This is a genomic window from Mycobacterium sp. NGS66 (genome assembly GCF_059812225.1).
The window spans coordinates 58,808-70,982 of sequence record NZ_JCALCG010000009.1; the positions used below are offsets into that span (position 1 = coordinate 58,808).

Annotated in this window: 12 protein-coding genes; 4 read left to right on the plus strand and 8 right to left on the minus strand. The window is 64.2% G+C overall.

All coding sequences use genetic code 11. From position 1 onward, the window contains the following. Positions 1–25: 25 nt before the first annotated feature. Both AC5Y2L_RS17200 and AC5Y2L_RS17205 read right to left on the minus strand, forming a co-directional pair. Positions 26–1,288 carry a DUF445 domain-containing protein gene (locus tag AC5Y2L_RS17200; RefSeq protein WP_499937068.1) on the minus strand — a complete coding sequence of 421 codons (1,263 nt, stop codon included), beginning with the start codon at positions 1,286–1,288 and terminating at the stop codon, positions 26–28. Continuing rightward, positions 1,288–2,019 carry an Abi-alpha family protein gene (locus tag AC5Y2L_RS17205; protein WP_499937067.1) on the minus strand — a complete coding sequence of 244 codons (732 nt, stop codon included), beginning with the start codon at positions 2,017–2,019 and terminating at the stop codon, positions 1,288–1,290. Before AC5Y2L_RS17205 ends, AC5Y2L_RS17200 begins: the two co-directional genes overlap by 1 nt. A gap of 335 nt (positions 2,020–2,354) precedes the next feature. On the opposite strand from AC5Y2L_RS17205, the gene AC5Y2L_RS17210 reads away from it, so the two are divergent. Continuing rightward, positions 2,355–2,933: a type II toxin-antitoxin system Phd/YefM family antitoxin gene (locus AC5Y2L_RS17210; protein WP_499937066.1), complete on the plus strand. Its 579-nt coding sequence runs from the start codon at positions 2,355–2,357 to the stop codon at positions 2,931–2,933. Between the two features lie 114 nt (positions 2,934–3,047). Here AC5Y2L_RS17210 and AC5Y2L_RS17215 read toward each other — a convergent pair whose 3' ends face one another. The 4 genes from AC5Y2L_RS17215 to AC5Y2L_RS17230 form a co-directional block, all read right to left on the minus strand. Beyond that, a complete protein-coding gene (locus tag AC5Y2L_RS17215; protein WP_499937064.1) occupies positions 3,048–3,446 on the minus strand; it encodes a hypothetical protein in 399 nt (132 codons plus the stop codon). 156 nt (positions 3,447–3,602) lie between these two features. Beyond that, positions 3,603–4,448 (minus strand): SDR family oxidoreductase, encoded by an 846-nt coding sequence (locus tag AC5Y2L_RS17220; RefSeq protein WP_499937063.1) that lies wholly within the window; start codon positions 4,446–4,448, stop codon positions 3,603–3,605. Positions 4,449–4,462: 14 nt separating this feature from the next. Then, a complete protein-coding gene (locus AC5Y2L_RS17225) occupies positions 4,463–4,963 on the minus strand; it encodes an ester cyclase (RefSeq protein WP_499937061.1) in 501 nt (166 codons plus the stop codon). Beyond that, entirely contained in the window at positions 4,960–6,513 is a 1,554-nt protein-coding gene (locus AC5Y2L_RS17230; protein ID WP_499937060.1) for an aldehyde dehydrogenase family protein, read from the minus strand. Before AC5Y2L_RS17230 ends, AC5Y2L_RS17225 begins: the two co-directional genes overlap by 4 nt. Before the next feature lie 139 nt (positions 6,514–6,652). On the opposite strand from AC5Y2L_RS17230, the gene AC5Y2L_RS17235 reads away from it, so the two are divergent. Then, positions 6,653–7,303 carry a TetR/AcrR family transcriptional regulator gene (locus tag AC5Y2L_RS17235; protein ID WP_499937059.1) on the plus strand — a complete coding sequence of 217 codons (651 nt, stop codon included), beginning with the start codon at positions 6,653–6,655 and terminating at the stop codon, positions 7,301–7,303. On the opposite strand, the gene AC5Y2L_RS17240 is transcribed toward AC5Y2L_RS17235, so the two are convergent. Beyond that, positions 7,300–8,304 carry an alpha/beta fold hydrolase gene (locus tag AC5Y2L_RS17240; protein ID WP_499937058.1) on the minus strand — a complete coding sequence of 335 codons (1,005 nt, stop codon included), beginning with the start codon at positions 8,302–8,304 and terminating at the stop codon, positions 7,300–7,302. The two genes, AC5Y2L_RS17235 and AC5Y2L_RS17240, sit on opposite strands and share 4 nt — an antisense overlap. Positions 8,305–8,498: 194 nt before the next feature. Here AC5Y2L_RS17240 and AC5Y2L_RS17245 point away from each other — a divergent pair, with 194 nt between their 5' ends. Together AC5Y2L_RS17245 and AC5Y2L_RS17250 are read left to right on the plus strand one after the other, a co-directional pair. Further along, positions 8,499–10,232, plus strand: a complete 1,734-nt coding sequence (locus AC5Y2L_RS17245) for an AMP-binding protein (protein ID WP_499937056.1) — start codon at positions 8,499–8,501, stop codon at positions 10,230–10,232. Positions 10,233–10,251: 19 nt separating this feature from the next. Next, positions 10,252–11,646 (plus strand): wax ester/triacylglycerol synthase family O-acyltransferase, encoded by a 1,395-nt coding sequence (locus AC5Y2L_RS17250; protein WP_499937054.1) that lies wholly within the window; start codon positions 10,252–10,254, stop codon positions 11,644–11,646. A gap of 10 nt (positions 11,647–11,656) precedes the next feature. Here the strand turns inward: AC5Y2L_RS17250 and AC5Y2L_RS17255 are convergent, their stop codons facing one another. Beyond that, a complete protein-coding gene (locus tag AC5Y2L_RS17255) occupies positions 11,657–12,133 on the minus strand; it encodes an SCP2 sterol-binding domain-containing protein (RefSeq protein ID WP_499937053.1) in 477 nt (158 codons plus the stop codon). Between the last annotated feature and the right edge of the window lie 42 nt (positions 12,134–12,175).

Consider the following 12,175-nt stretch of genomic DNA (forward strand, 5'->3'; position numbering starts at 1 on the left):
CGGGCCGGTTGACGGGTGATCCGAACTAGCGGGAGAGGTGTTCGACGAGCACCACCTGCAGCTCACCTACCAGGAGGCCGAGGATGGCGCCGACCATGACCATCAGCATCTCGTCATCCTTGAAGACCGGCCGCAGGATGGACTCGTACTCATCTGGCGTGAGCCCGTTCATCTTCTCGACGATCAGGTTTTCGATGTCCAGGGTTTTGGCGGTGTAGTCCTTGGCTTCGGCCATCGTTTCCGGTAGGCGATCAAGCAGCATCCGCACAACAGTGTCCTTCGCCTGCCGATAACGCTTGGTGCCGATCGCCAGCGTGATCAGCGGCCGCGCCACCCCGGCCTGCTCGTCGAGTGCCGCCGAGACTTCTTTCTCGATAGCCGCGAAGAGCCGTTCGGAGGTCGGGCCGTGCAGGATCGCTTCGAGCAGCACATCGGCCGAGAACAAGTCGTTGGCCAGCAGCCGCGCATAGTCGCGAGTCACGTTTTCGCGCTCGGCGTGCAGCACACCGTGCACCGGTATGAAACCCAACAGCTTCTTCGGCTCGCGCGGAATGAAGATCAGGTTCAACGCCAGCCAGTCGCTGGCGAAACCGGTGACGAAACCAAACCCCGGCATGATCCACGGGTTGTGCAGCACGCCCCAGGCCACCATCTGCACGGCGCCGATCACCAAGCCGAAATAGATCCCGCTGCGACGAATGAACTTCATCGCCGCCCCGCCCATACCCTTCATCAACTCATTGAGCTGTGCCTTGTTCTTGACCAAGGTGGTGATCGCGAGGTACTGCAGGTCGACGAACCGCGGCAGATCCGACCTCATTTCGGCGAGAAGATTGTCGACCACGCCGGGGGCCGCGGCATGCACGCGCGACAGCACGGCGTTGCGGCCGGCGGCCGGTATCGAGTCCCACAGACCGGGGCGCACCTGCTCGGCGATGTCGCGCGCCATGGCGTCGACGGTGCGGGTGAGCGGCTCGCGAAGATCCTCCACCGCCTGCTTGGCGTCGATCTTGTCCAGGATCTCCTCGGGCTTGAGCAGCTTGTCGGTGAGCATCTGGATGGTCAGCGCCGCAGTCTTTCCGGCGCGGCGCGGAACCACGCCCTGCCACCCGATGGGCCCGATCCCGACGAATTCGATTGGGCGGTAGAGCATTTGCAGCGCGACGAGCTTGGTGGTGTACCCGACGAAGGCGGCCACCAGCGGCATGGACAGGTAAATGAACCAGTTCAGTTTGACGTCGGCTGCGAGCTGGCCCCACGAATGCGCCCACGCGACAACGGAAATCACTACCGCTCCCGTGGTGCGCTCGCCGCGGCCCACAGTTCGAGGCCAAGCCCGGACAACCGCAAGGTGTACTTCTCGACCGGGGCCGGAATCGGACCGCGGCCGGCGCTTTTGATGGCCCGCAACACGGCAGTGTCGGCGGCGAGGATCTCGTAGTCGTCCTTCAGCCCAGCGTCCTCCGGTCCGGTCTCCACCAGTCCGAGTGACAGCAGATGGCTGACATAGGTGGGGGTCAAGTGGGGTAACGCGAGGTTGGCGGTCTTGCCGATCAACGACATGTTCTCCAGCACCACCTCACCCACCAGCCCGGCGCGGGTACGGGCGTAGACGTTCAGCAGTGGGGATGCCGAACCGTCGGAGAGCGCGCTGATGATGCGTGCCTCGTCGGGCACGATTTGGTCGAGGATTTTGTGGAAAAGCTCCTGGCGGCTCGAGGCGGTGTTCTGTCCGACGGCGCGCTCGAGCAGGTGGTGCATCTTGGCGTCGAGGCTCTCGGGGTCCTCGACCGCAGGCGCCGACGGTGGCGGTGGCGGCGCCGCAGCAGGGGAGGTGGCGCCGATCCGCGACCGGATCAGCCCGAAGATCTGCCGTTCGGTCCAAGTTGCTGCCTTGAGATACGTGTCCACCGCCTGCTCTGCCATATCGACCAGGCCGGCGGGATCGAAGGAAGCAATGGACTGAATGCTGCGAACCGCTCGCGTCGCTTTCGCAGCTTCGTCAGCAATAACCGTCATGATTTCGGCAATCCGCGCACGAACGTCGATCCGCAGACCCTCAGCCCCCATCCCTTCACCGCCTAACCGCCTGCATCGCTCGGTTTGAAGGTGGCTGACCGCCATGACGACCGGCACGCACCGGGCTGGGCGTCAAGGCCGGGCTCGTCCGCTGGTCCCACGAGACCGCCACGCATGAGACTGACCGCACGTACAGTTATCACCCTGGATATGCTACTACCCGGACGCCGGTTGCGGCCCGAATAATTCTGCTGGATTTGCGGCTGTCACGTGAGTTTGCCGGTGTGCTCACAGAGTTGTATTAGCTTGCTGGACAAGGAAGAGTTAGCCATCGGGTGCAGCGACGGCAGCTCCACATCGCGGCAGAAGCTGCTGGTCGAGAGGTGGGGCTTTCGCGTATTGATACTGACCGTACGTACAGTCATAGTGGTGGAATGCCGGACGTGATTGGCCTGAGTCAACTGCGCAACCACGCTTGTGCGTATTTCGATCGCGTGGTGGCAGGAGAGGCCATCGAGGTGATCCGTCGCGGCCGGCTGTCGGCTCGTATCGTCCCCATCGACGGTGGTCCCAAGGAGCCGCCGATCCTGCGATCGGTCGACGCGGGAATGTGCGGGCTTCACGACCTGCGAACGCGCGCAGGGCGATTATTTGATCGTGTCGCAGGCGGCGAGCCGATCGAGGTCGTCTGGCGCGGTCTCTTGGTGGCCCGGATCGTTGCGGCTGACGACGGTACCCAAGCGCCGATGCTGCGATCCGTCGATGCGGGTGTTTGCGAGCTCGATGACCTGCGAAAGCGCGCTGGAGGCTACTTCGACCGGGTTGCCGCCGGAGAGACCATCGAAGTCACCCGTGGTGGCAAATTGGTGGCAAAGATCGTGTCGGCCGACGCGGATGCGCGGGAAAGCGCCTAGGGCGCTACGGATCTGACAACCACCGGCGTTGATCGGCTGTCACACAGGCCCCTGGCGACCAGGACTCACGGCCATCCAGGATCGTCAATTGCCAAGCCCGAATGGTGAATTCGATCAGCCCGGGAATCCGTTTGACGTGACACCGGGTTCGGTCAACGCCGGGGCGAACCCGGCGCCGGGCGACCACGTGGGCCGGCTCCGATGCGCAGCTGGTTTGCGGGCCACATGAGAGCTACCCGGCGCGGTCACCACCCACCGATCAGTGGCGCCGTCCGGCTTGACCTCACCTTGGGTGTAGATCGTCATGACCTCGCCGCCGTCGGGATCGGCCAGGCAGACATAGGTATCGGTGTCCGCGTCGTATCCAAAACTGTCCCACGCCAATAGGTATGCCAAGCAATTGCCGTCACGATCGGTAATTGCGAGCTTGTGTACGCCGGACTCCTTGAGCAACTGCGCGTCGTGCGCTCGCTGAGCGCTCCGGTCCTGGTGGGTTGCCTTGCCGTTGTGCATGTGCGTGTCCCCTTTTCTTGCGCCATGAGGTTCAACCCCCGTTGTGTTGAATCCGAGGCGCAGATGACCCGCCCCGGACGGAATAGGTTGCTCGGTCGGCCCACAACCGGCGGATGTGGGGTGCAACGCTTTGCGCCGACGGCAACGGATTACCTTTTAGTCTTGCCGCTTCGCTGTGGTGATGCGTTCGACGTACGCTTTGCGCGCTGCCTCATCGCTGTGCAGGCTCGCGTGCAGGCCGAGCGCCTTGTAGAGCGGATTGCGGACGCGTTCCGGCAGCGCGGTCGTCGTCTTCATGACGCTGCCCATCGCGCCGGGCACGGGGGCGAGGCCGCCACGGCCCGACGCCACCTTGCGCACGATCGTGGCCGCCACATCCTCAGGATCGATCGTGGCGAGTTTGTCGGTCAACTTGTTGGTCGAGATACCGCTGACCAACTCGGTGCGGGTCAGGGACGGGGCAACCGTGCTGACCTGAACGCCGAAGGGCGGCAATTCTTGGTTGAGCGCATCACCGAGTGCTACGACCGCCGCCTTTGTAGCGCAATACACTGCGACCCCAGGGGCGGCGACGATGCCGGCCAGGGACGCGATGTTGACGATGTGACCGCTGCCCTGCGCAATGAAACGTGTTGCAGCAAGCTTGGATCCGATGACCACGCCACGCAGGTTGATGTCGATCTGACGGTCCGAAACGGCCTCGGGTTCGTCGACGAACGCGCCGGTCGGCATGATTCCTGCATTGTTGACCACTACGTCCAGCCCACCGAGCTCGCCGGCTGCTGCGTCGAGGAAGGCCGAGAAGCTCGCCGAGTCGGTGACATCGAGACCAAAGCCCAAGGCACCGATTTCGTCCGCGGTTTGTTTGGCCAGCACCGCGTCGATATCGCCGATCGTGACCCGCGCGCCGGCAGCTATGAACGCCTCGGCAGTGGCCCTGCCGATGCCGCGGGCGCCACCGGTGATTGCGACCTTACGTCCGGTCAGAGTGTGACTTGCCATCGAATTACCGTCCTTTACTTGGTTTTCCGGGCGCGAATCACCCTCGCCAGCGGCGCAACGGAGTTGGCGAGGCCAAACATGACTCGTTCGGCTAGCGATCCCTGCGGCGGCATAATGGCCAGCTGCCGGGCGAATTCGAGGGCGTTGGATATCGAGGTGTTCGAAACGATCTTCCCGTTTCGGATTTCGAGTACGTCGACGCCGAGGATGTCGAACGGGCGGCCGTTGGGAGCCAGACCGATCAGTGTGCCCCTGCCGTTGAACGTCCCGCGCATCCGCCATAGCACAACGGCTCCTTGGTCATCGGCGGTGACGGAAATAACCTCACCCCGCAGATCGGGAACGGCCTTGAAGAACTCCTTGAAGTACTCGACCACTTCGCTGGGAGCGCGCAGCTCGGCAATACCGACGAGGCGGTCGATGCCACCAGGCATCCATAGCGCGCCTGCGGTTTCCAGGTCTCGCGCGGAAATTGCCTCCACGTACTTGCGGCCGATTGCGGCGTTGTCGGTCATCGTTGTCCTCTCGTGATGCCCAAGCGGCGCAGGCCGCGAGCATGGCTGAAACGCAACGCCTTAGCGACAAGACTTTGCTTGGTCGGTGTGTAGGGGAACCACCAGGGTTCGCTGGCCAACGTGGGGATACGCGGACTGGAAATCGTCTTCTCCCGGGTGTATTTGAGCAACCCGTGTTCACCGGAGCGAGCACCGCCGAGTCCCGACTTCTTCCAGCCACCCATCGGCACGTCGAGGCACATGGTGGCGATCGCATAGTCGTTCACGTTCACCGTGCCGGCATCGATTTGCCGCGCCACCCGTTCGCCACGCCTGACGTCGCCGGAGAATACCGTTGCCGCAAGCCCGAATTCGGAGTCATTAGCCATCCGGATGGCCTGCTGCTCGTCGGTGACCCGCATGATCGGCAGCACCGGCCCGAACGTCTCCTCGACCATGATCTTCATCGAGTGGTCGACATCGACAAGCACGGTGGGCTCGTACCAATCGCCTTCGCGGTCAACCCGATTGCCTCCGGTGAGCACCTTGGCGCCCTTGGCTACCGCGTCGGCGACATGGGTCTCGACGATCCCGATCTGCCCGGGGGCGGTCATCGCACCGACGTCGGCGCCGATCCGGGGCCCGTCGACCCCCTGCTTGAGCGACTTGACCTTGGCGACCACCTTGTCGACGAACTCGTCGTAGATCGGCGCCTCGACGTAGACGCGTTCGGTCGCGATGCACACCTGGCCGTTGTTGCCGAAGCCGCCCACCACCACGCAGTTGGCGGCGCGGTTGACGTCAGAGTCGGCGAGTACGACGAACGGATCCTTGCCGCCGAGTTCCAGGCTGCACGGAATCATCGATCTCATCGCCCGCTCACCCACCAGTTGACCGGTGCGCACCGAGCCGGTGAACTGCACGAAATCCACGGCGTCGATCAACGCCGTCCCGGTCTCACCGGCACCCATCACGATGTCAAGCACCGGTGGGGCCCCGATATCTTCCTTCCATGCGCGCACGATCTCGCGCACCGCGACCGGGGTGACCTCGGAGGGCTTGAGCAAAACCGCCGCGCCCGCGAACAGGGCTGGCAGGCCGTCGCCCAGACAGAGCACGATCGGGAAGTTCCACGGGCCGATGACCCCTACGAGCGGGTAGGGCCGGCGCACGATGGTGAATTTCTTCGCCGCCAGGAACCTCAGATGAGGCCGCACCGGGTGGTCGGCCAACAGCTTGGGTGCGGTCGCGGCATAGGTGTTGATGATGTCAAGCACCCAGCTCAGCTCGAGCGTCGCCTCGGCGCGCACCTTGCCGGCTTCGGCCTGCATCAGATCAGCAACCCGATTCTGGTTGTCCAGCAGCCAATCCCGCAGCTTCTCCAGGTATTTGGTGCGGCCGTTGACTCCCAGCGCCTCCCACTCGGGCTGGGCGGCACGCAGCGCCGCGGCCACCTGCTGCACTCGCGCCGGCGAGTCGACGGGAATGTCTTCAAGCGTGGTTCCGTCCGCGGGCCGACGGACGTGGATGACCGCGTCGGCGGTCTTTCTTGCGCGTATCCCGGTCGCCATCGAACCTCGATCTCGTGAACCCGACCGAAACGGATGTACGGTCTGTCGAACAGTGTGTTCGATTTTAGGCATGGTGTCAAGGACGAATTGTCGAACGCAATGTTCGAAAATGGAGTTCAGCCGCGGTAACCTTTTCAGCATGGCATCGGTAACCCGTAGTAAGGGCGCCCATCGGGAGCGCAGATCCGCCGCGGCCCAACGGATCGTCGAAGCCGCTGAGTCCTTGTTGCGTGGCGGTGAACGCTTCACCGAGATCCCGGTGGAGCGCTTGCTGGCCGAAGCCGACGTGTCCCGGTCGACGTTCTATGTCCACTTCGCCGACAAGTCGGCTCTGCTCGCTCAGCTCGCCGAACGCGCGTTGGACGACGTCAGGGCGTCGGCAGAGGTCTGGTGGCATCTGGATCACACGGTGGGTCCCGAACCGGCCGAAAAGACGATCCGCGGCATGATCAAGGCCTATCGCAATCACGGCGCGGTGTTGCGGGCGCTGGCGGAGGTTTCGTCCTACGACGAGATGGCAAATGGATTGTGGCGCAAGCGCATAGCTGAATATACCGCGACCACGACAGCGCGGATGAAGGCCGAGCAGGAGGAGGGACTGATCCCACCCGACGTCGACGTGGAATATGCCGCGGCTACCGTGATTCGGCTGATCGACGGGGCGATACTCGACCACATCTTCCACGGGTCGCCGCGTGACGACGCCCGGCTGGCCAGGTCACTGGCCAGGTCCGGCTGGCTCGCTCGGTACGGGCGCATTCCCGAGCGCGGCGTTCGCGCGGCCTCCTAGCTGGTAGTGCAGGGGCCGGCCGCACGCCGCGCCACGTCATGGATCGCATCGAGGGTTGCCGTCACGTAGGCGTCTCTCGCCGCGAGTGGCGCATCGTGGTCGGCCGCTAACTGGATGACGTGCGCGTCAATCAACGTGGCAAGCCCACGCTGGAGCGGCGGTCGGCAGATCCGATCACGTGTGGTGAGCACATAGGCGGCCGGCACCGGCAAGGCTTGAGTGAGCATCTCCCGAAGGTCGCCGGTACGTGTCGCTGCCGCGACGGTGACCACGTCGCGTGCCGAATTGCGTTGCAGCTCGCTCAGAATCCAGGGCCAATGTGCCGCCAGCTGCGGATCGCGCCGCGCAGCGGGTGCGCCGTAGCGTGCCATCATCGTGCGCCCGAACGGCCCATCACCCGCCAGCGGCGTCACTAGGCGCAGGAATCCGAATATCGCCGCGTCCCGGGCCAGCCCCAGGTAGTACGCGGCGGCGGCCTGTGGCACAACGCCGGCGACTCGGTCCGGATGGCGCAGTGTCGTCATCACCGCGGTGACGCCGCCCAGTGAATAGCCACAGACGATCGCGCGTTCAACGCCGAGCAGGTCGAGCAGCGCCACAGCGTCGTCGGCGGAGTCCTCGACGCGGAATCCGCCGGCGGGCCGCACGCTACGGCCATGGAAACGGGCATCGAAAGCGATCACCGGGTGGCTATGCGACAGCGCCTGGTAGAGCGGGAAGAAGTTGAAGTCGGCGGTGAGCCCCCACCCGTGCATCAGGACTACCGGTAGGGCGCCGCTTGGTCCGTCGCAGGTCCGAACGAAAAACCGTCCGCGCTGCGGCAATTCCGCGAAGCGACCGGGCGGAAGTGGAGGGGAGGTGCCGCGACGCGGAAGCCCATGGTTCCACTGGGGCATTGCTGCCGCCGCGAGGTGCCGAACATCGTTGACAATCAGCCGACAGTCGCGGATGACGGCCCGCATCGGTCGGCCACGGGCGGCGGCAGTAGTTGGATCCGGCACGCGCGCCTCCTCGCTCACTGCTCCGTGATCACACCGTAGTAGACGACCTGTCGTACAGTATGTTCGCGTCTGATGAAGGATTCAAGTAGCGGCTCAGCACCGCTCAGCATTGACAACCCGCCTAGAATCGAACACTATGTATGACAATATGTACGCTAGCCGGTAGCCGGCTCTCCTGAATCGGAGAATTTCTGATGGCCAAACCGTCGACCCTGTGTGCGGCATTCCAGCGCACCGCCACGGTCGAACCCACCGCCGCAGCCTTGCAGGCCGCCGGCACGGATAACCGATTCACTTGGCGGGAATATGCCGAGCGCATCCAACAGATCGCGGGAGGCCTCGCGGCGCTGGGGGTGCGGCGCGGTGACACCGTCGGGCTGATGATGGGCAACCGGGCCGAGTTCCACCTTGTGGACACGGCCGTGCTTCACCTGGGGGCCGCCACCTTCTCGATCTATAACAGCGCGTCGCAGCCTCAGATCGCACACGTGCTCGAGCACGCTGCACCGCGCGTCGTGGTGTGCGAAAAGCAGTTCGCCGAGCCCATCCTCAAGGCGGGCAGCCTCGAACATGTTCTGTGCCTAGAGGACGCTGCGCTCGATGAGCTGCATCCCGACCACGACTTTGACTTCGCCGCCACCTGGCGCGCTGTCGAACCCGACGACGTCGCCACGCTCATCTATACCTCAGGGACTACGGGTGCACCGAAGGGGGTGGAGATCACCCACGCCAACGTGCTGGCCCAATTGGAGGCCTTCACGTCACGGCTGGACATCGTGCGGGGCGACCGGGTCGTGTCCTACCTACCGATGGCGCACATCGCCGAGCGCCTGATATCCCATTACGCTGCAATGGTTTACGGTGCGCAGGTCACGACCATCGCCGACATGGGCGCGCTCGCCGATGTGCTGGCGCAGGTGCGTCCGACGATCTTCGGTGCGGTTCCGCGGGTGTGGGAGAAGATGAAGGCCAAGATCGACGCTGCCGTCGCGGCGGAGACCAGCATGGTCAAGCGCCGGGTGTACTCGCGCGCGATGGATCTGGCGTATCGCAGGCTCTGGGCGCTCGAGGACGGCCGAGATCTCGATCCGATCCGCAAGGCCGCCTGGCAAGTAAGCGATGCCACCGTGCTAGCCAAAGTAAGGGCGCAGCTTGGCCTGGATCACATGCGGTGGGCGATGTCAGGATCGGCGGCGATCCCCGAGGAGACTCTCGAGTTCTTCATGGCGCTGGGCTTGCGGATCAGCGAGGTATGGGGCATGTCGGAATGCGGTTGCGCCCTGGCCAATCCGCTCGATGAGGTCAGGGTCGGCACGGTCGGCGTACCGCTACCCGGCATAGAGGTGAAAACAGCGGCCGACGGCGAACTTCTGGTGCGTGGTCGAACGGTCATGAAGGGCTACCGCGGCGACCCGAAGCGTACCGCCGAGGCAGTCGACAACGAGGGGTGGCTGCACTCGGGCGACATCGCCGAGATCGACGACCAGGGCTACATCAGGATCGTCGACCGCAAGAAGGAGTTGATCATCAACGCCGCCGGGAAGAACATGTCGCCGACCAATATCGAAAATGCCGTGAAAAGCGACTGTCCATTGATCGGTGGCGTCGCGGTAATCGGCGACGGCCGCCCGTACAACACGGCATTGGTGGTGCTCGACCCAGAGGTCGCGGTGGACTTCGCCGGGCAGCACGGCATTGCCGATTCATCGCCTGAGGTGCTGGCGAACGACCCCGCGGTGCAAGCCGAAGTGAAGGCGGCTATCGAGGCCGGGAACGCCAAGCTGTCCCGCGTCGAGCAGGTCAAACGCTACGAAATCCTGCCATTCTCATGGGAACCCGGCGGCGACGAGATAACTCCCACCATGAAGCTCAAACGCAAGGCGATCGCCGAGAAGTACGCACACGTCATCGAAAAGCTGTACGCCTGAGGAATCAAGGACGAACGTCATGCCCACTCCGAACCTCGTCGACCGGCTGTTCTTTGCCATCGAGCCGGCACACGGCGCGCTGTTGGCGACGTTTGCCGTCCCGTCGAACGCATCTCCGGGTTTTGTCGACGACCTGGCGGCGAGTTGGCGCAGCGTGCGCGAGTTCGCGGTGCCGTTCAACTACCGACTCAGAAATCCTGCGCTGCGGCGGGTGGCCCCGCAGTTCGAGATCGTGCCCGACGCCGACATTGATCTCGACTATCACCTGCGGCGCATCACCCTTGACCACCTGGCTGGTGATCGCGAGCTGGACGAGTTGGCTTCCGCGCTGCAATCCGAACCAATGGATATGTCCAAGCCACTGTGGGAACTCCACCTGATCGATGGCTTGTCCGACAACCGGTTTGCCCTCTACATCAAAGTCCACCACGGGATGATGGACGGAGTGGGCGCGATGCGGCGCTTCGAGCGGATGGTCGGAGCGAAACATGATCAGCCCGCCCCACCGTTGTGGGTACCCGCGCGCACCCGACCGGCCAAGCCCACCACAACCACATCGCCGATCCGACAGCTGGCCGGCTCGGTACGTGGGGTGGCTACCGGCGCGGCATCGGCAGCCGCCCTGGCCGGGGCGACGGTTCGTGCGGTGAAAGATGCTGTAGCGCCGCCTAATCCCGCTGTCGGCGCGCCCTTCGCCGCGCCCAAATCGGTGTTGAACAACCGGATAGGAACCGCCCGCGCCATCGCGACCAAGAACTATGACATCCGACGAATCGAAGCTCTCGCCAAGGGCTTTGAAGTCACCGTCAACGACGTGTTTCTCACGATCTGCGCGGGCGCGCTGCGCCGCTACCTCGCCGCACGGGACGCGCTCCCCACGGCGAGCCTGACCGCCGGGGCGCCCGTGTCGGTGCGCAAGGCCGGCGACGATAGAGCGGCGAACGCCATCACCATGATTCTGGTCAAGCTCGGCACCGACATCGCCGACCCGGTAGCCCGTCTGGACACGGTCGCTCGCAGCAGCCGATACGCGAAGCACAACCTGCGCTCATTACCGCAGGGCGCCGCTAATCTCTATGGCGCGCTGCTGATGGGTCCAGTTCTGGCGCAAGTCATCACCCATACGTCCGGACTGACCCGACCGCCCTTCAATCTGCTGGTCACCAATGTCGCGGGCGATCCACAGCCGAAATACCTCGGCGACGCACGGCTGCTGGCGGTGTACGGATTTACCGTGATCTCTGACGGTCAGGCCCTCAACATCGCGGCCGGCTCGGTCGGGGGCGGATTCAACATCTCATTCCTGGGTGATCGTGACACCGTTCCGGATCTGCAGCGCCTGGCCGAATTCAGTGGTGCGGCATTGGAGGAACTCGAGCAGGCGCTGCGCGCCCGCAGCACCGCGGGGCGCTAGGCGACCGGGGTTAGATCAGCTTTCGATTGGCGAGTCCGAACAGGTTGGGAAACGCGAGCATCAGAAAGGGATCGCCGGTCAGCTCGACGCGCCCGGCGCCAATTCCCTCCGCCAGAAACTTACCCGGGTCGACCGAGCCACTGCCCAGGCGGATCATGTCGGCCAGGCTGATCGTGACGCTCGCGTCGGGACGGGCATTCCTTCCCCGCGAAACCTCGCACCCATCGCCGTCGAAAACCACGCTGAACGTGTCGACACCCGCTCCGTCCAGCTTACGCAAGTTCAATTCGAGTGTGCCGGACAGTGGTTCGCCGCCGAGGGCACGAGTGCAATCCCTGCGGAACAGCCTGGGCATCAGGACGGGCAGCACCGCGAGAAGTGCCGCTCGTACGGGTCCGCATTCGATCAGCCCGAGCCGTGCGCCCGCCGGCCCCGCGATCAGTTGCGCGTTCGCCTTCTGAAAGGTCGCCTTGACCCCAGCTACCATGAAGCCCACCTTGATTATCGAACACTATGTACGATACAGTGT